The following is a 20,737-nucleotide window of genomic DNA, read 5'->3' as shown; positions in this document are numbered from 1 at the left end:
ACCCCCTCCCCTACTGTCGTTTTGTGATCTTTGGAATGGTGTGCGCCCTTGGTGCGGCCGTCTGTTTCGGTACGGCGACGGTGTTGCAGGCGATGGCCGCGCGGTCGGTCGCGGCGACCGGCCCGGTCGGGGACGTGGCGCTGCTGTGGCGGGCGCTGCGGCAGTGGCGGTATCTGGTGGGGCTCGCGCTGGACGGGCTCGGCTTCCTGCTGCAGATCGTGGCGCTGCGGTCGGTGCCGATCTATGCCGTGGGAGCGGCGCTGGCCGCGAGCCTCGCGGTGACGGCCGTGGTCGCGGCGCGGCTGCTCAAGGTGCGGCTGAGCCGTATGGAGTGGGGCGCGGTGGGGGTGGTGTGCGCCGGGCTCGCGCTCCTGGGTCTCGCGGCCAGGGCGGAGGGCGACGAGTCCGGGCCGGCCTGGCTGAAGTGGGCGATGCTCGGGGCGGCGGGCGGGGTGCTGCTGCTCGGGGCGGTGGGCGGGCGGCTGCCGGAGCGGGGGCGGGCGCTCGCGCTCGGTCTGGGGGCCGGCTGCGGGTTCGGGGTGGTGGAGGTGGCGGTCCGGCTCATCGACGGGCTGTCGCCCGGGGAGCTCTTCACGAACCCGGCGGCGTACGCGCTGGTGCTCGGGGGCGGGGCCGCGTTCCTGCTGCTGACCTCGGCCCTGCAGCGCGGGTCCGTGACCACGGCGACCGCCGGTCTGGTGCTCGGGGAGACGGTCGCGCCCGCGCTGATCGGCGTGGTGTGGCTCGGGGACCGTACGCGGGAGGGGCTGGGCTGGCTTGCGGTGCTCGGTTTCGCGGTGGCGGTGGCAGGGGCGCTGGCGCTGTCGCGGTTCGGGGAGGCGCCGGTGGAGTCCGGGGAGGACGCCGTCACGCCGAAGTGAGCTGGGCTTTTATGCAGGGGGCGCGCGTGCGGTAAGGCGTCACGCTCCGGACGACATCCGGGCGGCATCCGGGCGGCCGGAAAATTGTTTGTTGAAACTTGAACGCGCGGGAACCGCTTTCCGTATGGGACGGCGTGACCAGTAATCCCGTCACGGTCACCGTGGCCTATCGCGTGACGCCGGGCCGTGCGGCCGACTTCCACTCCTGGGGGTGGGCCATGCTGGGCGCGACCGCGCGGCAGCCGGGTTTTCTGGGGGGTGGGGTACTTGTCGACGGAGGGGCGGAGTGGCATGTCGTCTATCGCTTCGCCAGCGAGGGGTCGGCCCTGGCCTGGGAGCAATCGCTTTCCCGGACACAATGGGACGCCCGGCTTGAGGGGGTCGCCCGGGAGGCGGAGCGCCGGAGGGTGCCGGGCGCCCGGGCCTGGTTCGAAGCGCAGACTCTGACGCCCGCGCCGCCGGCCCCGCCGAAGAAATGGAAACTGTGGTTCGTGAATATGAGCGCGGTTTTCCCGCCGGTGCTCCTGTTCAATCTGACGGTGCTTCCGTATCTCGGTGATCTCAATGCACTGATACGCACGCTGTTGTTATGTCTGTGTGTGACCGCCCTTGTCACCTGGATTCTCATGCCGCGCCTGCAGCGTTTCTTCAAGAAATGGCTGTACCCGTCGCTCCAGGCGCTTCGTGGGCGGCACAAACGCCGGGCCACGTAGGTCCGCGAACGAACAGAGGGAGGTGGGCGGGTGAAGACCCTGCTCATCGACAATTACGACTCGTACACGTACAACCTGTTCCAGCTGATCGCCGAGGTCAATGGCGAGGAGCCGGTGGTGGTGCGTAACGACGCCCCCGTCGACGGGATTCCGGATCTCCGGGAGTTCGACAATCTGGTGGTGTCCCCGGGCCCCGGGCACCCGGGCGACGCGCGTGATTTCGGCATCGGGACCAGGCTGCTCGCGACCTCCCCGGTTCCCGTGCTCGGCGTGTGCCTCGGCCATCAGGGCATCGCGCTCGGGGAGCGGGGTCTGGTGGGGCCGGCTCCGGAGCCGCGGCACGGGCACCTCTCCACGGTCCGGCATGACGAACGGGATCTGTTCCAGGGCCTGCCGCAGCATTTCACCGCCGTCCGCTATCACTCGCTGGCCGTGCGCGAGCCGTTGCCTCCGGCGCTCGAGGCCACGGCCTGGGCGGAGGACGGCGTCCTCATGGGCCTGCGGCACCGCAGCCGGCCGCTGTGGGGCGTGCAGTTCCACCCGGAGTCCGTCCTCACGGAGTACGGCCACCGCATGCTCGTGAACTTCCGCAACCTGACCGCCGAGCGCGCCGGCAAACTGCGCACGAAGAACACGGCGGTGCCGTCACATCAGGTGTCCTCTCGACGCCGGCCGGTAGTGCCGGAGTGCGACGCGGGGGTGCGGCGGGCGACGGCGAGGGGCAGGGGAGCGGCTGCCGCCGGGGCTGGCTCCCGGACTGCGGCGGGTTCCGGGGCCGGGGCGGGTTCCGGGGCCGGGGCGGGTTCCGGGGCCGGGGCGGGTTCCGGGGCCGGGGCGGGTTCCGGGGCCGGGGCGGGTTTCGGAGCCGGGGCGGCTCCCAAGGCAGGAGCGGCTTTCGAAGCCTCAGCTCCTTCCGACACCGGGGCAGCTTCCAGGCCCACGGCCGCTTCCGAACCCACGGCTGCTGCCAGGGCCGGAGCGGCTTCCGGGCCCACGGCTGCTTCCGGGGCCGGAGCGGCTTCCGGAGCCGGAGCGGCTTTGGAAGCCTCAGCTCCTTCCGACGCCGGGACAGCTTCCAGGCCCACGGCCGCTTCCGAACCCACGGCTGCTGCCAGGGCCGGAGCGGCTTTCGAAGCCTCGGCCGCTTCCAAGGCCGGAGCGGCTTCCGGGCCCACGGCCGCTTCCGACGCCGGGGCCGCTTCTCGGCCCGCTGCCGTCTTTCAGGTTGAGGCGGTCTCCCGGGCTGGGGGCAACCCGGGCGGGAAGGCCGGAGCGGTCGGTGATGGCGTTGCTGCCGGTGGCGGGGTGGTCGTGGGGAGCGCGTCGTCCGGCGTCGCCATTCCCCGGCCACGGCGGCCCGGAAGGGTGGGATATCGGCTGCACACGCGCCGGGTCACCGGGGCGGTCGACACCGAGGCGGCCTTCACCCGGATGTTCGCCGGGTCGGCCCGGTCGTTCTGGCTGGACAGTTCGCTGGTCGAGCCCGGGCGGTCGCGGTTCTCGTTTCTGGGGGACGACAGCGGGCCGCTCGCCGAGTTCGTGCGGTACGACGTCACCACCGGGCGCTGTGAGATCGAGCGGGCCGGGCGGCCGGTGCGGAAGGTCGCGGCGAGTGTCTTCGACTATCTGAAGCGGCAGTTGACGAACCGGCGGGTGGACGCGACCGGGTTGCCGTTCGACTTCACCGGGGGCTACGTCGGCTACCTCGGCTACGAGGTGAAGGCCGACTGCGGGTCGCCCAACCGGCACCGCTCCCCCGCCCCGGACGCCGCCTGGCTGTTCGCCGACCGGGTGATCGCGGTGGACCACGAGGAGGGCTTCACCTACGCCGTATGCCTGGCGGAGGACACCCCGCACGCGGCCCGGGAGGCCGCCGACTGGCTGGAGAGCGCGCTGGCGGACCTCAGCTGCGTGGCGACGGAGCGGGCACCCCTGCCCGGGTCGTCCGCCCCGGCCGACCCCGGCGCCGCCGAGCCGTGGCTCGTACGCGACCGGGCGACGTATCTCGCGGACATCGAGGCGTGTCAACGGGAGCTGCGGGCCGGTACCAGCTACGAGGTCTGCCTCACGAACGCCGCCCGTTTACCCGCTCCGCCCGATGCGCTCGAGTTCTACCGGACGCTGCGCCGCGACAACCCGGCCCCGTACGCGGCGTTCCTGAGATTCGGGGAGCTGGAGGTGGCCGGCTCCTCGCCCGAGCGGTTCCTGAGGATCGGCCGGGACGGTACCGCCGAGGCCAGGCCCATCAAGGGGACCGCGCCCCGGGGCGACGGACCGGAGGAGGACGCCCGGCTGCGGGACGCGCTCGCGTCGGACGACAAGACCCGGGCCGAGAACCTGATGATCGTCGATCTGCTCCGCAACGACCTGGGGCAGGTCTGCCGGACCGGGTCGGTGCGGGTGTCGAAGCTGATGGCCACGGAGACGTACGCCACGGTGCACCAGCTCGTCTCGACCGTGGTGGGACGGCTGCGGCCGGGCACGGACGCGGTGGACTGCGTCCGGGCCTGTTTCCCCGGCGGGTCGATGACCGGCGCGCCGAAGCTGCGCACGCTGGAGATCATCGACTCGCTGGAGACCGAGGCCCGGGGCGTGTACTCCGGCGCCCTCGGCTACTTCGGGTGCGGCGGCGGCGCGGATCTCAGCATCGTCATCCGTACCGCCGTGTTCGCCGACGGCCAGATGCATCTGGGGGCGGGCGGCGCGATCGTGCTCGGCTCCGATCCGGAGGCGGAGTACGACGAGATGCTGCTGAAGACCGCGGCCCCGATGCGCGCCCTGCACCAGCACACGGCCGACCGGATACGCCGGCAGGCCCCGCCGGGGGACAGAGCCGGGGCGGCCGGGGAGGCCCTGCGATGACCGGTTCCCAGGTCGAGATGACCAGTGCTCAGCCCGAGACGACCAGGCCGCAGGCCGACGTGACCGGTGCTCAGGCCGCGATGACCAGGTCTCATGCCGAAGTGCCCAGGCCCCAGGCCGAAACGACCAGGCCCCAGACCGATACGGCCGGCGCACACGCCGAGTCGACCACGCCTCAGGCCGAGTTCAGCCCGGCCGAGACCGAGGTGCCCGGGAACATGGCGGCCCAGCTCGCGGAGCTCGCCGAGCGGCGCGGGTGGGGCGGGCGGACCGCGTTTCACCAGGGGCACCGGGCCTGGACCCACGGGGAGGTGCACGACCTCGCGGCCCGTGCGGCCACCGTGCTCGCCGAGCACGGGGTGCGCCCCGGGGACCGTGTGCTGCTGGCGCTGCCCGACTCGCTCGCCTGGGTGACGGCGTTCCTCGCCACCGCCCGGCTCGGCGCCGTCGCGGTCCTGGTCAACCCCGAACTCCCCGCGGCCGACCATGTGTTCCTGGCCGAGGACACCGGGGCCCTGCTGTGCGTGACGGGGCCGGGCCTTGAGGAGCGGTTCGCCCGCCGGTCCTGCCTGGGAGCGGATCAGCTGATGGCGCTCGCCCCCGCCGCCGAGCCCGCGCCCGCCCACCAGGTCGACGCGCACGCCCCGCTCTACGTCCAGTACACCTCCGGCACCACGGGCCGCCCCAAGGGCGTCGTGCACACGCACGGCGATCCGCGGACGTACCACGACCTGGTCGGCCGGCGGGTGCTGCGGATCACCGCGGACGACGTCACCCTGTCGGTGTCGAAGCTGTACTTCGCCTACGGCTTCGGCAACGCCTTCGTCTTCCCGCTGTTCTCCGGTTCGTCCGCGGTGCTGGTGGACCGGCGTCCGACCCCGGCCGGCATCGACGAGCTGGTCGCCCGGCACCGGGTGACGCTGCTCTACTCGGTGCCGTCCGCGTACGCGGCGCTGGTCGCCGAGCGGGGCCACGGGCACGAGGGCTGCTTCGCCTCGGTGCGGGCCGCGGTGTCGGCCGGCGAGGGGCTGCCGGACGGGCTCGCACGGCAGCTGACCGCGCTGCTCGGGGCGCCGGTGCTGGAGCAGATCGGCTCCACCGAGGCCGGTCACGCCTTCTGCGCCAACGGCTTCGCCCACGACCACCCGGGCACCGTCGGTCGTCCCGTGCCCGGCTTCGAGGTGGAGCTGCGGGACCGCGACGGGCACCCGGTGCCGGACGGCGAGGAGGGCGAGATGTGGGTGCGCGGGCCGACGGTCACACCGGGCTACCTGAACCGGCCCGAGGAGACCGCGCGGACCCTGGTCGGCGGCTGGCTGGCCACCCACGACCGGGCGTGCCGCGAACCGGACGGCTCCTACCGGCATCTGGGCCGCGCCGACGACATGGAGATGGTGGGCGGCATCACCGTCTCCCCGCTGGAGGTGGAGGCCGTGCTGCGCGGCCATCCGGCGGTGCGGGAGGTGGCCGTCGCGGCGGTCGCGGACGGGCGGGGCGCGAGCCGGCTGCGGGCTTTCGTGGTGCCGGTCGCGGCCGTACGGGACGGCCTGTCGGACGAGCTGATCGGTCTGGCGCGGGAGAGCCTCGCCGCCTTCAAGGTCCCCCGCAGCGTCAGCTTCGTCCCGTCGCTGCCGCGCACCCCGACCGGGAAGCTCCGCCGCCATCTGGTGCGCGGGGGCGCCTGGTGAACACCACGGAAAGGAACGGCCTCATGCGACCGTCGCAGGCCCAGCCCTTGTCCCTGCCCTTGCCCTCGCTCGCCGATCGCGGCTTCTGTCTGGGACCGCTCTTCCGGCGTGCCGCCGACCGCCACGGGGCCGTCTTCGTCACCCTGGACCGGCCGCTGGACGTCAACCCCTCCCTCGGGGTCGACCTGAGCTACACCGTGCTCGCGGACGTGGTCGAGGAACTGTCCGGCCGGCTGTGGGAGGCCGGGGTGCGGCCCTCGGAGCAGGTCGTCGTGCACAAGGCCGACAACGTCGACATCATGCTGCTGACCTGCGCCGCCGCCAGGATCGGCGCCGTGCCCGTGCTGCTGTCGCCCGCACTGGCCCCGCAGGTCGCCGGTCAGCTCCTCGCCCGGCTGCGCCGCCCCTGGCTGATCACCGACAGCGCCACCCTGGACGGGCTGAAGGACCTCGCCCTGTCCGAACTGGTGCGGCGGACGCTCTGCGTGGACGACGCGTCCGGGGCGGAGCCCCTGGCGAAGTACGCCGGAGCCGAGCCGCCCCCGCCGGTCCGGCTCCACCCCCGCGAACCCGCCCTGATCACCCACAGCTCGGGCACCACCGGGGTGCCGAAGCTGGCCGTGCACTGCGCGCAGACCATGTGGAACCGGCTCGTGCCGCAGCAGGCGATGGGCTGGCCCACCCGGGGCGAGCCGGCGGCGCTGCACATGTCGTTCGTGCACTCGCGCTTCTACCATCTGCTCGGCGTGCTGCTGCACTTCGGCAGCCCGCTCGTGCTGATCACCGACCCGGACCCGGCCGCGGTGGGACCGCTGCTGGTCCGGCACCGGCCCGGGATCGTGGAGACGCATCCCAACACGTTCGTGCTGTGGGAGGAGCTGGCCGACGCGCCCGGGGCCCCGCTGTCCCGGGTCCGGTCGTACGGCTCCACGTTCGACGCGATCCATCCGCGCACCGTACGGCGGCTGCTGGGCGCGTCCCGGCGCCGTACGCCCTGGCTGATCCAGTTGTACGGGCAGAGCGAGACGGGCCCGGTGGCGTTCCAGGTGGTGACCCGGCGCGGTGCCGCCCGGGTGGACGGGCGCCGGGTCGGGATCGGGATACCCGGCTTCACCCGGGTCCGTGTCACCGACGCCGAGGGCAGACGGGTCGCGCCCGGGACGCCCGGCCGGATCGAGGCCCGCACCCGGGGCCGCATCCTCACCTATCTGGGCATGCCGGAGCGCTACGACCGTCAGCTCACCGACGGCTGGTGGGAGATGGGCGACATGGGCTACCGGAGCCGCCTGGGCGCGCTGTACCTGATCGACCGTGAGGTGGACCAGATCGACGCCGTGCACAGCAATCTTGAGGTCGAGGACACGCTGATGTCCCGTCTCGAGGAGCTGCGCGAGGTCGTCATCGTGCCGGGCGCGGACCGCGAGCCGGTGCCGGTGGTGTGCGTGCGCGGCGAGCGGCCCCTGGACCCGGAGCGCTGGCGGCAGGCGACGGCTGGGCTGCCGGCGATGGCCGAGCCGCGGCAGTGGCGGTTCGAGGAGCTGCCGATGACCGCGACGTGGAAGGTGAAGCGCGTGGAGATCGCCCGGATGCTGGCCGGGGCCAGAGCCGAAGGCGCCCGGGCATGACCCCGGTCGTGGTCGTGGGCGCCGGACCCGTCGGCCTGTCGGCGGCCCTGGCGCTGCGCGGGCACGGACTCCCGGTCGTGCTGCTGGAGGCCGACCCCGAGGACCGGGAACGGCCCGGCAGCCGGGCCCTGTTCGTGCACCGGGAGACCCTGGGCCTGCTGGACGCGATGCTGCCCGGCCTCGCCGCCGAGATCACCTCGTACGGGCGGACCTGGCACACCCGGCGCACCCTCTACCGAGGCCGTGAGGTCTATGCCCGCACGTTCCCGCCGCCGTCCGGCCCGCCGCCCTTCACCAGCCTGCGCCAGACGGACACCGAACGGTTCCTGCGCGCGGCCTGCGAGGGCGCCGGGGTGGAGTTCGTGTGGGGCGCGCGGGTGGCGGGCGTGAGCACCTGGGAGACGGGGGTCCGGCTGACGGGCGAGGACGGGCGGGTGTGGACGGGCGCGTACGCCGTGGCCGCCGACGGCGCCCGCTCCGCCGTACGCCGCGAGCTGGGCATCCCCCTGGAGGGCACGCACGGCGAGGGCTTCCACGTCGTGGTGGACGTCGCCGACGTGCCCGGCGCGGAGCTGCCGCTGGAGCGGGTCTTCCACTACGAACATCCCGGGGTCGGCGGACGCAGTGTGATGCGGGTGCCGTTCACGGGGGGCTTCCAGGTCGACCTGCAGTGCCGGGACGACGACGCCCAGGAGGAGTACGGCACCGAGGAGGCCGTACGCCGCTGGCTGCCCGCGATCGTCGGGGACGGCTACGGCGAGCGGATCCTGTGGGTGTCGACGTACCGCTTCCTGCGCAAGGTGGCGGCCTCGTTCACCGATCCGCACGGGCGGGTGCTGCTGGCCGGGGAGGCGGCGCATCTCTTCCCGCCGTTCGGGGCACGCGGCATGAACAGCGGGATCGCGGACGCGGCGGCCGCCGCCGAGGCGATCGCCGCGGGGACCGGCGAGGCGGTCGCGCACTTCGCCGAGGTGCGGCGGGCGGCGGGCCTGTTCAACAGCGCCGCCGCCGGTACGGCCCTGGACCATCTGCGGCCGCACCGCCGTACCGTCCGGGTCAGACAGCGGGCGGCGGCGGCCCTGGCGCCGGTGCTGCCGTGGTGCGGATCGTGGCTGGAGCACGCGCCGTACGGACCCCGGCACGGGGCGCCGGCCGTCGCGGGCCGCAAGTACTGAGGAGGAGCGGGTGGTGACACGACCGGCGGTGGCGGAAGGCATGTGGACGTGGACGCCCGGCCGTGGCCTTGCCCCCGCCCCGGACCAGGAGGCCGGGGGGCGGCTGCTCGTCGCGGACTCGTGGCTGCTGCGCGAGGGCCGGGTGCGGGCCTATGCCCGGCACCGGGAGCGGTTCTCGCGGTCCTGCGTCGAGTGCGGCGGGCCGGAGCCGCGCCGGCTCGTCGCGTTCTGGCAGGACGTGACCGCCGCGCTGCCGCGCACGGGTGAGTGGTTCCCACGGGTGGAACTCGCGGCGGGCTCCCTGGAGTTGCGGCTGCTGGTGCGGCCCGCCCCGCCGCTCGGCTCCGAGATCCGGCTGTGGGCGGCGGGCCAGCCCGACCCGCGGACCCTGCCCCGGCGCAAGGGCCCGGACCTGGAGACCCTGGCCCGGGTGCGCAACCGGGCCGTCGGCGAGGGCGCGGAGGAGGCCGTGCTGATCGCGCCCTCGGGCACGGTGCTGGAGTCGGCCACCGCCAGCGTGCTGTGGTGGGAGGACGACACCCTGTGCCTGCCCCCGCCCGGGCTGCCCGTCCTGCCGGGTGTGACGGCCGGGCTGATCCAGGAGCGGGCCCTGCGGTCCGGGATCGAGGTCGCGCACCACGAGCGGACCGTGGCCGAGCTGGACGGCCGTGAGGTGTGGCTGGTGAACGCGCTGCACGGGATCCGGCCCGTGACGGGCTGGACGGGACGCCCGATGCGGGTGCCTCCGGCGGAGCGGGCCGGGGAATGGCGGACCTGGCTTGACGGTCTTATGGAGCCGCTGCCGAGCTGAAATCAACAGGCCATGACGGCGCCGGGCCGAAGAATTCGACCCGGCGTTGTTTTCGCTGCTCTATTTCAGTTCTTCGGCACCATGCGCGTGGCTATCGCGATGCGGTTGTAGGCATTGATGACGGTGGCCGCCCAGATCAATGCCGCGATCTGGTTCTCGTCGAACACCTCGGCCGCCTCGGCGTACACCGCGTCCGGGACACGACCGTCGTGGACCAGGGTCACGGCCTCGGTCAGCGCCAGCGCGGCGCGCTCCCGCTCGGTGAAGAAAGGCGTCTCCCGCCAGGCGTTCAGCGTGTACAGGCGCTGTTCGGTCTCGCCCTGGGCGCGGGCGTCCTTGGTGTGCATGTCGAGGCAGAACGCGCAGCCGTTGATCTGCGAGGCGCGGATCCTGACCAGTTCGAGCAGTTCCGGTTCGACCTTGGCGTCCTGCGCCGCGGAAACGGCGGCGGCGTGCAGGGAACCCATGGCGGCGGAGACGTCCGGGGTGATTTTCTTCAGCGCGACGCGGGATATGGAAGGGCTTTCACTCATGAGGTGACCATATCCTCACGAGCGCATTATGGATGGGGAATTCGCGCGATTATCCGGGCAGTACCGCGCACAGCGCGTCCAGCGCCCCGGACCAGGCGTGGTCCGGCGGGGTCCCGTAGCCGACGACCAGGGCGTCGACCGGGGCGGCCCACGCGGCGGGGTGGGTGTAGCGGGCGAGTCCGTGGAGCGCGAGCCCCCGCCAGTGGGCCGCCTGGACCACCGACTGCTCGGTGCCCGGCGGCAGCCGCAGCAGGACGTGCAGACCGGCCGCGATGCCGGTGACCCGGGCCCCGGGAGCGCGGGCCGTGACGGCGGCGACCAGGGCGTCACGGCGGCGGCGGTAGCGCAGGCGGGTCGCGCGCACTCCTGGGCTGCTTCTTTCTTAGGGGCGCGGGCATGAGGACGCATCCCGATGACACGAAGACCCCGATGACCGCGGAGTCTACTGCCGATCGGCCCGCCGGGGTACGCACCCGACGTCTACAAGGCGATGGTCCGGCTCGACACCGCCGCCCGGCAGGGCCTGGACCACACGCTGTACGAGCTGTTGAATCCTCCCCTCCCTGAAGGGAGGGGATTCCTGGCTCAGGCTGCCTCCTGGAGCAGCGCTCCAGGAGGTCTTGCGCCATCGGCACCAGCCGGGTTGAGACCAGCCCGGACGAGCATCACGCGTGCGGAGTTTTTGTCCCGAGGGGAGGTGTTTCCGCACGCGGTGCAGGTGTAGATGCGCTCACCCAGCGGCAGGCGATGCTTGGCTCTCGCATCGCACTGCGCGCAGTCCATCGTGGTGTGCGCGGGGTGGACCAGGCGGACGTCCCGCCCGTGCTTGCGGCCCATCTCGACCAGAGAGGCCTTGGTGGCGCCGATGGCGGCGTCCGCGGCCTTACAGGCCATCGTGGTCTTGGCCAGGAACTTGGGACGGAAGTCCTCCACCGCGACCGTGTCGTGGTCGCGGACCACCTTCTTGGCCCACTTACGGCCCGTGTCCTGGCGCTGCCGGGCGACCTTCTTGTACGCCTTCGCCCGCAGCTTCCTCGCCTCGCGGTAGCCCCTTGACGCCGGTTGTCCCTTCTTCGGCTTGCGGCGGGCCATCATCCGGTCGTAACCGGTCAGCTTCGCCTGGGCCTTCTTGCCGTGCTCGGCGTGGGGGAGGTCGTGCGTGTCGGAGGTGGTGGTCGCGGTCTCCTTCACGCCCCAGTCGACACCCAGCGCGCGGCCGGTTGGAGGCAGCGGCTCCACCTGGGCGGGCACGACGAACGAGGCGTACCAGTGCCCGAGGCTGTCCTGATACACGCGCACCGAGGACGGTTCAGCCGGCAGTCCCCGCGACCACACCACCCTCACCACGATGCCCCCGGCCAGGTGCAGCCGACCATCCTTCAGGCGGAACCCGCGCCGGGTGTAGTTCAGGGTCGCCAGCGCCTCGCGCTTCTTCTTGTGCGTGGGCATCCCGGCCCGGCGTGCCATGGGCAGGCGCTCTGTGATGTCCTTGTGCGCCCTGGCGCGGGAGCGGCCGAAGTCGCGAATGACCTGCTGCTGGACCACGGACGAGCCCTCACGCAGCCACGGCGTCGTCCGCCGGGCCTCGGTCAGCATCCGGTCCAGCTGCGCCGGGCCGCACGTGGTCTTCTGCCCGCTCGCTTTGTTGTGCAGGTGCACGGCCATGGACTTGGCGACACACTCATTCCACACCCACCGGCACCGGTCCCACTCCCCCGCCAGCGCCGTACGGGCAGTGGACGACACACGCAACCGGTAGCTGTAGCGGGCATGCCCAACCTCCGCAGCCACCCCCACCCGCTCCATCTCGCCCCCTCGCAGCCCCGGCTATGACACCGCCGTCCCGAACCCTCCGAAGGACCATACGTACGACCGCCGCACACACGTGCCCAGACCCCACAGCTATCACCCCGACCGGCGATCGTGGGCACACGCGTTCGCATCATCCCGGCGGTCCCTGGCCGCGCTACCGGCGCTCCGCGCCCAGAACCAGACGCTGCGCGTCGCGACACCCCGGATGCCATTCCTCCCCGGTGTGAACGCCGGGGCCTCCTCGCAAGAAACAGGTGAAGATCCGTGCCTCCCAGATCAACCACTGCGCCTTCTGCATCGACATGCACACCAAGGACGCCCTCGTGGCGGGCGAGCGCGTCGAGCGGATCGTCCAGCTCGACGCGTGGGACGAGTCGCGGCATTTCTACACCGAGAAGGAACTCGCGGCGCTGAGGCTGACGGAGGCCGTGACCGTGCTGACGGAGGCCTCCGTGCCCGACGAGGTGTACGAGAACTCCGCCAAGCACTTCGACGAGGCCCGGCTGGCCCATCTGATCGGGCTGGTCGTCGCCATCAACAACTGGAACCGGGTGATGGTGAGCCGCCGGATCCCGCCGGGGGGTTACACGCCATGAGCAAGGCCGATGTGTTCCGCGCCCTGCACCACCACCGGGTGCCCGGTGATCCGCTCGTGCTGCCCGGTCCCTGGGACGCGGCCAGTGCGCGGGTGTTCGTGGAGGCGGGCTTCCCGGCACTCGCCACGCCCAGCGCCGGGGTCGCCGCATCCCTCGGGTACGAGGACGGGCGGACCCCGGCCGACGAGATGTTCGCCGCGGTCGCCCGGATCGTCCGGGCCGTCGACGTGCCGGTGTCGGCGGACGTCGAGGGCGGCTACGGACTCGCGCCGAAGGAACTGGTCGAGCGGCTGCTGGAGACGGGGGCGGTGGGCTGCAATCTGGAGGACTCCGAGGACGGGGTGCTCAAGGACCCGCGCGCACACGCCGACTGGCTGGCCGAGGTGCGGGCCGCGGCCGGCGACGGGCTCTTCGTGAACGCCCGTGTGGACACCTTCTCCTGCGGGGTCGCCGATCCCGGACGGGCCATCGAGCGGGCCGCGTTGTACGTCGCCGCGGGCGCCGACTGCGTTTATCCGATCGGGGCCCCGCCCGAGGTGCTGCCGCTGCTGCGGGCCGGGACGCAGGGGCCGATCAACATCGGGGCACAGACGGACGAAGGCCCCTCGCCCGCCGAACTCGGCGCGCGAGGGGCCACCCGGATCACCTTCGGGCCGGGACTCCAGCGGCGGGCCGCCCGGGCCCTGCGGGAGATCGCCGGTCAGTTGACATAGAGCAGGTCAGGACAGCCACTTCTTCCAGGTGGACTTGTGGCTGTCCACCCACTTCTTCGCCGCCTCCTCCGGGGTCATCTTCTTGTCTGCGATCAGCAGGGAGACCTCGTTCTGGTCCTCGGTCGTCCACTTGAACTTCTTCAGGAACGCCGCCGCCTTGCCGCCGTTCTTGGCGAAGTCCGCGTTGAGGTACTTCTGCAGCGGCGTGTGCGGGTAGGCGCAGGCGACCTTCTCCAGGTCGGCGTCGCAGCCCTCCTTGTACTCCGGCAGCTTCACCTCGGTCATCGGGACCTTCTTGAACAGCCACTGCGGGGAGTACCAGTAGGTGAGGAAGGGCTTCTTCTCCTTGGCGAACTGCCTCATCTGGGTGATCTGCGCCGCCTCGGAGCCGGCGAACACCACCTGGTAGTCCAGCTTCAGGTTCTTCACCAGCGCCTTGTCATTGGTGACATAGGACGGCGAACCGTCCATCAGCTGGCCCTTGCTGCCGCTCTCCGGGGTGCGGAACTGATCGGCGTACTTGTTGAGGTTCTTCCAGTTCGTGATGTCCGGGTGCTTCTTGGCGAAGTACGTCGGGACGAACCAGCCGATGTGCCCGGTGACACCGAGTCCGCCGCCGGGCGCGATCGTCTTCTTGTCCTTGACGTACCGCTGCTCCTGCTCGGGGTGGCCCCAGTCCTCCAGGAGCGCGTCGACACGGCCCTGGCTGAGGGCGTCCCAGGCGGGCACCTCGTCGACCTGGACGGTGTCGACGCGGTAGCCCAGCTCGTTCTCCAGGAGGTACTGGGCGACGGCCACATTGGCCTGCGCGCCCACCCAGGACTGCACGGACAGGGTCACGGACTTGGCGCCCTGCGCGTTGGCGAAGGGCGAGGCCTGCTTGGTCATGTCGGCGGCGCCGCAGCCGGTGAGCAGCGCCAGGGAACTCACGGCGGCGATCAGGGCAGTCGTACGGACTCGCATGTCACGCTCCCTTCTTCGCGCGCCGCTCGGTGGGCTGGGTCACCCGGTCGAGCATCAGGCCGAGGCAGACGATCGCCGCGCCGGCCACCAGACCGGTCGCCAGGTCGCCCTGGGCGAGGCCGAAGACCACGTCGTAGCCGAGGGCGCCACCGCCGACCAGGCCGCCGATGACGACGACGGCGAGGACCAGGACGAGGCCCTGGTTGACGGCGAGCAGCAGCGCCGGGCGGGCCAGCGGGAGCTGGACCTGACGCAGCTGCTGCCAGCTGGTCGCGCCGAGCGAACTGGAGGACTCCAGCGCGGCCGGGTCGACCTGGCGCAGGCCCTGAGTGGTGATGCGGACGACGGCCGGCAGCGCGTACACGATCGCGGCCGCGACGGCCGGGGCGCGGCCGACGCCGAACAGGGCGACGACCGGGATCAGGTACACGAACTGCGGCATCGTCTGGAACACGTCGAGGACGGGGCGCAGCAGCCGCTCCAGACGGTCGCTGCGGGCCGCCGCGATGCCGGTGGCGAAGCCGAGGACGAGGGTGACGGCGACGGCGGCGAGGACCTGCGACAGGGTGTCGAGGGAGGGCTTCCAGACGCCGAGCACGCCGATCGCGGCCATGGCGAGGACGGCGGTGAGCGCGGTGCGCCAGGTGCCGATCACCCAGGCCAGGGCGGCGACGATCAGCAGGACCGACCACCAGGGCAGCCCCTGGAGGCCGTCGCGCATCGGGTCGAGGACCCAGGTGGTGAAGTGGCCGGCCCAGTCGGCGGTGCCGCCGATGACGGGGACGCCGGAGTAGAGGTGCGCGGTCATCCAGTCGACCGCGCGGTTGACGGGCTCGGCGATGCCGACGACCCACGACTCGGGCCAGTCGAGCCGGCCGACGAGGCGCCCGGCGACCGCCACGGCGGCGAAGGCGACCAGGGCGTACAGCCAGCCGAGTCCCTGCCGGGGCTCCGGTTCGGCGCCGAGCCGCTCCCCCGCCGCGCCCGTGACGCGGTCCAGGACGACGGCCAGCAGCACGATCGGGATACCGGCGGCGAGCGCGGCACCGACGTCGACCGAGGCCAGCGCCTGGTAGACGCGGTCACCGAGACCGCCCGCGCCGATGACGGCCGCGATGACGGCCATCGACAGCGCCATCATGATCGTCTGGTTGAGGCCGAGCAGGAGTTCCTTGCGGGCCAGCGGGATACGGGCCGTCAGCAGCCGCTGGCGCGCGGTGGAGCCGAGCGACTCGACCGCCTCCAGCACCTCCTTGTCGGCGCCGCGCAGACCGAGCGAGGTGAGCCGGGCCATGGGCGGGGCGGCGTAGATGACGGTGGCCAGGACGGCCGCCGGGACGCCGATGCCGAAGACCAGCACGACGGGCAGCAGATAGGCGAAGGCCGGGAGCACCTGCATGGTGTCCAGGACCGGCCGCAGGACGCGGTCCATCCGGTCGGACAGCCCGGCGGCGAGCCCGAGCAGCGCGCCCACGAGGACCGACGCGAGGACCGCGACGACCATCAGGGCGAGCGTCTGCATGGTCGGCACCCACATGCCGAGCAGACCGCAGGCCAGGAACGCGACGCCCGTGCCGAGCGCGAGCCGGATGCCCGCGACGCGCCAGGCGACCAGCGCGCCCAGGGCCGTGACGCCCGCCCAGCCGACGGCCAGGAGGCCGAGGTAGACGGCTCGTACGGCGATGACGACGATGTTGCTGACGTGGCCGAAGAAGTACAGGAACAGCGGGTGGCTGTCACGGTTGTCGATGATCCAGTCGCTGGCCTTGGCGAGCGGCTCGGAGAAGTCGACGGTCAGTGCGGTCGGCCAGCTGCCGCTCGCCCAGCGGGCGTTCGCCAGGGGGACGAGGATCGCGGCGGCCAGGGCGAGGAGCAGCAGCTTGCGGACGGCGGGGCTCTTGAGGAGGCCGGGCAGGCCCACGCGGGGCGGGGACGCGGTGATGGTCGCCATCACACCGCCTCCTTGGACTGCTCCGTCCCGGCCGGAGCTGGCTGCTCCGTGCCGGCGACGACACCGAGCAGCGTGTCGGAGTCGACCATGCCCACGCAGCGGCCCTCGTCCACGACCCTGGCCGGGGCGCCGGCGCGGGCGACCGCCTCGATCGCCTCGGAGACCGTGGCGTCGGGCCGGACGGCCGGTCCGCTGCCGTCCAGGTCCGCCGACGGGTTGCGCATGGCCGTGCGGACGGTGAGGACCTGCTCGCGCGGGACGTCCCGGACGAACTCGCGGACGTAGTCGTCGGCGGGCGAGCCCACGATCTCCTCGGGCGTGCCGAGCTGGACGACCCGGCCGTCGCGCATCAGGGCGATGCGGTCGCCCAGCTTGAGGGCCTCCTGGAGGTCATGGGTGATGAAGACCATCGTGCGGCCCTCCTCGCGGTGCAGCCGGACGACCTCCTCCTGCATCTCGCGCCGGATGAGGGGGTCGAGGGCGCTGAACGGCTCGTCGAAGAGCAGGACCGCGGGGTCGACGGCGAGCGCGCGGGCGAGGCCGACGCGCTGCCGCTGGCCGCCGGAGAGCTGGCTGGGGCGGCGGTGCTCCATGCCTTCCAGACCGACCTTGGCGACGACCTCGGCGGCGCGCTCACGCCGCTCGGCCTTGCCCATGCCCTGGATCTCCAGGCCGTAGGCGACGTTGTCGAGGACCGTGCGGTGCGGCAGCAGGCCGAAGTGCTGGAAGACCATGGCGGCGCGGTGGCGGCGCAGTTCGCGCAGCCGGGAGCGGTCCATGGCGCGGACGTCCTCGCCGTCGATGGCGATGGTGCCGGCCGTCGGCTCGATGAGCCGGGTCAGACAGCGCACCAGCGTGGACTTGCCGGAGCCGGACAGGCCCATGACGACGAAGACCTCGCCCTTGCGCACATCGAAGCTGACGTCGCGGACGGCGGCCGTGCAGCCGGTGCGGGAGCGCAGCTCGGCGGGGTCGAGGGCGGTCAGCTCGGGGTCGGCGGGAACGCGCTCGGCCTTGGGGCCGAACACCTTCCACAGGCCCTCCACCGAGAAGACGGGGGTGGTGTCCATGGTCTGCTCCGTGGGGGGTTCGAGGGTCGGGATCTCGGTCATGTCGGTCACCGGTCACCACCACCGATCAGCTCGGCGGCCTTCTCGCCGACCATGAGCACGCCGATCATCGGGTTCACGGTGGTCATGGTCGGGAACACGGAGGCGTCCGCGATGCGGATGCCCTCCAGGCCGCGGATGCGCAGCTCGGGGTCGACGACGGCGAGCCGGTCGTCGGCGTCGCCCATCTTGCAGGTGCCGGCGGGGTGGTAGACGGTGTGCGCGACCTTGCGGGCGTACTCGCTGATCTCCGCGTCGTCGGTCACCTGCGGGCCCGGCGCCACCTCGCGCTTGAGCCAGCCGGCCAGCGGCTCGGTCTTCGCGATCTCACGCGCGATCTTGATGCCGTCGACGAGCGTCTGACCGTCGTAGTCGTCCTCGTCGGTGAAGTACCTGAAGTCCAGGGCCGGCTTGACCTCGGGGTCGGCGCTGGTCAGGTAGAGCCGGCCGCGGCTCTTGGGCTTGGGGATGTTCGGGGTCATCGAGACGCCGAACTCGGGCCGCTGGTAGCCGAGGCGCTCCGGGTTGTCCGTGAAGGGGATCTGGTAGAAGTGGAACATCAGATCGGGGTGCGGCTGTTCGGGGTCCCGGCGCACGAACAGGCCCGCGTCGGAGTCCATCGCGGAGTTCTCGGGTATGGGGCCGTTCGTCTCCCACACGATCACCGACTCGGGGTGGTCGAGCAGGTTCTCGCCGATGCCCGGCAGGTCGTGCGTCACGGGTATGCCGAGCTTTTCCAGGTCCGCCTTCGGGCCGATGCCGGAGTGCATCAGCAGCCGGGGCGAGTCGACGGCGCCGGCACAGAGCAGGACCTCGTTGCGGGCCTTGACGAGGATCTCCTCGCCGTCCTTGGTGCGGACGTGCACGCCCTCGGCGCGGTTGCCGTCCAGCTCCAGCTTGTACGCCCAGGTCTCCAGCAGGATCGTCAGGTTGGGCCGCTCGTCCATCACCGGGTGCAGATACGCCACCGATGCCGAGGAGCGCTTGTTGTTCTCGGGGTGGTAGGCGAGGTCGAAGAAGCCGACGCCCTCGGTGAACGGCTTCTTGTTGAAGCCCTCCACGCGCGGCACGTTCAGCGCCGCCTGGGCCGCGTCGACGAAGTCGCGGGCGATGGCGTTCCGGTCCTTCTCGTCGACCGGGACGACGTTGTTGAGGAGCCGCGCGAAGTACGCCTCCATCTGTACCGCGCCCCAGCCCTTGGCGCCGGCGGCCTCCCACTCGTCCCAGTCGGCCGGCAGCGGCTTGAAGGCGATCAGGGTGTTGTGCGAGGAGCAGCCGCCCAGGACCCGGGCGCGGCTGTGCCGGATATGCGAGTTTCCGCGTGGCTGCTCGGTGGTCGGGTAGTCGTAGTCGAGCTCGCCGCCCAGCAGCCCCATCCAGCGGCGCAGGGTCAGCACGTCGTCGCGGCCGACGTCGCTGGGGCCGCCCTCGATGACGGCGACGGTCACGTCGGGGTTCTCGGTCAGGCGGGAGGCAATGACGGAACCTGCGGTTCCGCCGCCTATCACGACATAGTCGTACTCATGACTGGTGTGGGACATGGCGTACTTGCTCCAGAGGGGATGAACCAGCGGGGACGAAGAGGTCGGGTCCGAAGGGTGAGGGAGGTCAGCCCGCGAACCAGCGCACCGGCTTCGGAGCGAGGTTCTGGTAGACGTGCTTGGTCTCTCGGTACTCGGCGAGTCCGGCCGGGCCGAGCTCCCGGCCCACTCCGCTCTTGCCGAAACCGCCCCACTCCGCCTGCGGCAGGTAGGGGTGGAAGTCGTTGATCCAGATCGTGCCGTGACGCAGCCGGCCGGCCACGCGCCGGGCGCGGCCCGCGTCGGAGGTCCAGACACCGCCGGCGAGGCCGTACTCGGTGTCGTTGGCGAGGGTGACGGCCTCGTCCTCGGTGCGGAAGGTCTCGACGGTGAGGACCGGTCCGAAGACCTCCTCCCGGATGACGCGCATCTCGCGGTGGCAGTGGTCGAGGACGGTCGGCTCGTAGAAGTAGCCGTTCTCGGGGCGCTGCGGGGACGGCTCGGGGCGCTTGCCGCCGGAGCGCAGCACCGCGCCCTCCTTGAGGGCGGACTCGACGTACATCTCGACCTTGGCGCGCTGCTGCTCGGAGACGAGCGGGCCGCACTCGACCCCGTCCTCGGTGCCGCGGCCGAGCCGGATCTTCTCGGCGCGGCGGGCGAGTTCGGCGACGAAGCGGTCCCGGATCGACTCCTCGATGATGAGGCGGGCGCCGGCCGAGCAGACCTGGCCGCTGTGGATGAAGGCGGCGTTGAGGGCCTGGTCGACGGCGGTGTCGAAGCCCTCCTCGGTGGCGCAGGCGTCGGCGAAGACCACGTTGGGGTTCTTGCCGCCGAGTTCGAGGGCGACCTTCTTGACGCCGGGCGCGGCGGCCTGGGCGACCTTGGTGCCGCTGACCAGACCGCCGGTGAAGGAGACCAGGTCGACGTCGGGGTGCTCGGACAGGCGCGCGCCGACCGAGTGGCCGGGGCCGGTGACGATGTTGGCGACGCCGGCGGGCAGCCCGGCCTCGACCAGCAGCTCGATGACCGCGATGGTCGTCATCGGGGTGATCTCGCTCGGCTTGATGACGAAGGTGTTGCCGGCCGCGAGCGCCGGGGCGATCTTCCAGCTGGCCTGCAGCAGCGGGTAGTTCCAGGGCGTGATCATCGCGCAGACGCCGATGGGCTCGTGCACGACGACGCTGTGGATGTCGGGCGAGCCCGCGTCCACGACCCGGCCGGGGGCCTCGCCGGCGACCAGGTCGGCGAAGTAGCGGAAGGCGTCGGCGACGCAGTCGATGTCGACGCGGCCCTCCTCGACGGTCTTGCCCGCGTCCTGGGCCTCCAGCCGCCCGAGCTCCTCGCGGTCGCGGACCAGCAGGTCGGCGACGCGCCTCAGCAGCGCCGCGCGCTCGGCGACGGGCGTGCGGGGCCAGTCGCCCTCGTCGAAGGCGCGCCGGGCGGCGGCGATCGCCAGATCGGTGTCTTTCTCGTCGCCCTCCGCGACCACGGCGAACGGCAGCGCGTTCGCGGGGTCGAGGATCTCCCGGGTGGAGCCGGAGACGGCCGCACGCCACTCCCCTCCCGCGTGGATGGTGCTGCGCGCCTGAAGTACGTTGCTTTCCGCCATGACCGCTTTCGCCTTCCGTTCCTGATCAGCGCCCTTGTGTCACACACGTGTCACTAAGAGACCGAGTGCGCCTGCCCTCACCCCTCGGATGCATGCACGATCCGTGGCTGAAAGTGCGCTGCGTCACTGAAGATGCGGTCAAACGGGGACGAAAGCGCGCAGGCCCCGCACCGGAA

15 protein-coding genes and 2 pseudogenes are annotated in these 20,737 nt (G+C 72.1%); 9 read left to right on the top strand and 8 right to left on the bottom strand.

Going from position 1 to position 20,737, the window contains the following annotated elements; genetic code table 11:
* Positions 1-35 precede the first annotated feature (35 nt).
* The 7 genes from ACFT4A_RS29240 to ACFT4A_RS29210 all read left to right on the top strand — a co-directional run bounded on the left by ACFT4A_RS29240 (position 36) and on the right by ACFT4A_RS29210 (position 9,755).
* A complete protein-coding gene (locus tag ACFT4A_RS29240) occupies positions 36-881 on the top strand; it encodes a DMT family transporter (RefSeq protein ID WP_382835799.1) in 846 nt (281 codons plus the stop codon).
* A gap of 134 nt (positions 882-1,015) precedes the next feature.
* Positions 1,016-1,594 carry an antibiotic biosynthesis monooxygenase gene (locus tag ACFT4A_RS29235; protein WP_382835669.1) on the top strand — a complete coding sequence of 193 codons (579 nt, stop codon included), beginning with the start codon at positions 1,016-1,018 and terminating at the stop codon, positions 1,592-1,594.
* A 30-nt stretch (positions 1,595-1,624) separates the two neighbouring features.
* Positions 1,625-4,456, top strand: coding sequence for an aminodeoxychorismate synthase component I (gene pabB / locus ACFT4A_RS29230; RefSeq protein WP_382835666.1), 2,832 nt, complete (start codon positions 1,625-1,627; stop codon positions 4,454-4,456).
* Between the two features lie 218 nt (positions 4,457-4,674).
* Positions 4,675-6,144 (top strand): AMP-binding protein, encoded by a 1,470-nt coding sequence (locus tag ACFT4A_RS29225; protein ID WP_382835796.1) that lies wholly within the window; start codon positions 4,675-4,677, stop codon positions 6,142-6,144.
* Between the two features lie 23 nt (positions 6,145-6,167).
* Positions 6,168-7,769: a class I adenylate-forming enzyme family protein gene (locus ACFT4A_RS29220; RefSeq protein ID WP_382835663.1), complete on the top strand. Its 1,602-nt coding sequence runs from the start codon at positions 6,168-6,170 to the stop codon at positions 7,767-7,769.
* The gene (locus ACFT4A_RS29215) at positions 7,766-8,944 is read left to right on the top strand and encodes an FAD-dependent monooxygenase (protein WP_382835660.1); all 1,179 of its coding nucleotides are present in this window, start codon (positions 7,766-7,768) and stop codon (positions 8,942-8,944) included. The genes ACFT4A_RS29220 and ACFT4A_RS29215 overlap by 4 nt, the downstream gene beginning before the upstream one ends.
* A 13-nt stretch (positions 8,945-8,957) precedes the next feature.
* Entirely contained in the window at positions 8,958-9,755 is a 798-nt protein-coding gene (locus ACFT4A_RS29210; protein ID WP_382835795.1) for an aminotransferase class IV, read from the top strand.
* 65 nt (positions 9,756-9,820) lie between these two features.
* On the opposite strand, the gene ACFT4A_RS29205 is transcribed toward ACFT4A_RS29210, so the two are convergent.
* The 3 genes and pseudogenes from ACFT4A_RS29205 to ACFT4A_RS29195 all read right to left on the bottom strand — a co-directional run bounded on the left by ACFT4A_RS29205 (position 9,821) and on the right by ACFT4A_RS29195 (position 12,094).
* Positions 9,821-10,288, bottom strand: coding sequence for a carboxymuconolactone decarboxylase family protein (locus ACFT4A_RS29205; protein ID WP_382835657.1), 468 nt, complete (start codon positions 10,286-10,288; stop codon positions 9,821-9,823).
* A gap of 49 nt (positions 10,289-10,337) precedes the next feature.
* A pseudogene (locus tag ACFT4A_RS29200) lies at positions 10,338-10,652 on the bottom strand (PLP-dependent aminotransferase family protein); the annotation flags it as partial.
* Positions 10,653-10,873: 221 nt separating this feature from the next.
* Positions 10,874-12,094, bottom strand: coding sequence for an RNA-guided endonuclease InsQ/TnpB family protein (locus ACFT4A_RS29195; protein ID WP_382835654.1), 1,221 nt, complete (start codon positions 12,092-12,094; stop codon positions 10,874-10,876).
* A gap of 257 nt (positions 12,095-12,351) precedes the next feature.
* Between ACFT4A_RS29195 and ACFT4A_RS29190 the strand changes: the two are divergent.
* Together ACFT4A_RS29190 and ACFT4A_RS29185 are read left to right on the top strand one after the other, a co-directional pair.
* A pseudogene (locus ACFT4A_RS29190) lies at positions 12,352-12,696 on the top strand (carboxymuconolactone decarboxylase family protein); the annotation flags it as partial.
* Positions 12,693-13,409, top strand: a complete 717-nt coding sequence (locus tag ACFT4A_RS29185) for an isocitrate lyase/phosphoenolpyruvate mutase family protein (protein WP_382835651.1) — start codon at positions 12,693-12,695, stop codon at positions 13,407-13,409. The pseudogene ACFT4A_RS29190 and the gene ACFT4A_RS29185, both read left to right, overlap by 4 nt.
* Positions 13,410-13,415: 6 nt before the next feature.
* Here ACFT4A_RS29185 and ACFT4A_RS29180 read toward each other — a convergent pair whose 3' ends face one another.
* The 5 genes from ACFT4A_RS29180 to ACFT4A_RS29160 all read right to left on the bottom strand — a co-directional run bounded on the left by ACFT4A_RS29180 (position 13,416) and on the right by ACFT4A_RS29160 (position 20,561).
* Positions 13,416-14,372, bottom strand: coding sequence for an ABC transporter substrate-binding protein (locus ACFT4A_RS29180; protein ID WP_382835648.1), 957 nt, complete (start codon positions 14,370-14,372; stop codon positions 13,416-13,418).
* A gap of 1 nt (position 14,373) precedes the next feature.
* On the bottom strand, positions 14,374-16,323 hold the full coding sequence (locus ACFT4A_RS29175) for an ABC transporter permease (protein WP_382835645.1): 1,950 nt from the start codon (positions 16,321-16,323) through the stop codon (positions 14,374-14,376).
* Entirely contained in the window at positions 16,323-17,435 is a 1,113-nt protein-coding gene (locus tag ACFT4A_RS29170) for a glycine betaine/L-proline ABC transporter ATP-binding protein (protein WP_382835792.1), read from the bottom strand. Before ACFT4A_RS29170 ends, ACFT4A_RS29175 begins: the two co-directional genes overlap by 1 nt.
* Before the next feature lie 5 nt (positions 17,436-17,440).
* Positions 17,441-18,973, bottom strand: a complete 1,533-nt coding sequence (locus ACFT4A_RS29165) for a GMC family oxidoreductase (RefSeq protein ID WP_382835642.1) — start codon at positions 18,971-18,973, stop codon at positions 17,441-17,443.
* A gap of 67 nt (positions 18,974-19,040) precedes the next feature.
* On the bottom strand, positions 19,041-20,561 hold the full coding sequence (locus tag ACFT4A_RS29160) for an aldehyde dehydrogenase family protein (protein WP_382835639.1): 1,521 nt from the start codon (positions 20,559-20,561) through the stop codon (positions 19,041-19,043).
* Between the last annotated feature and the right edge of the window lie 176 nt (positions 20,562-20,737).

The organism is Streptomyces sp. NPDC057099 (assembly GCF_042671245.1).
Taxonomy (GTDB): domain Bacteria; phylum Actinomycetota; class Actinomycetes; order Streptomycetales; family Streptomycetaceae; genus Streptomyces; species Streptomyces purpurascens.
This window is presented reverse-complemented; position numbering and strand designations above follow the sequence as displayed.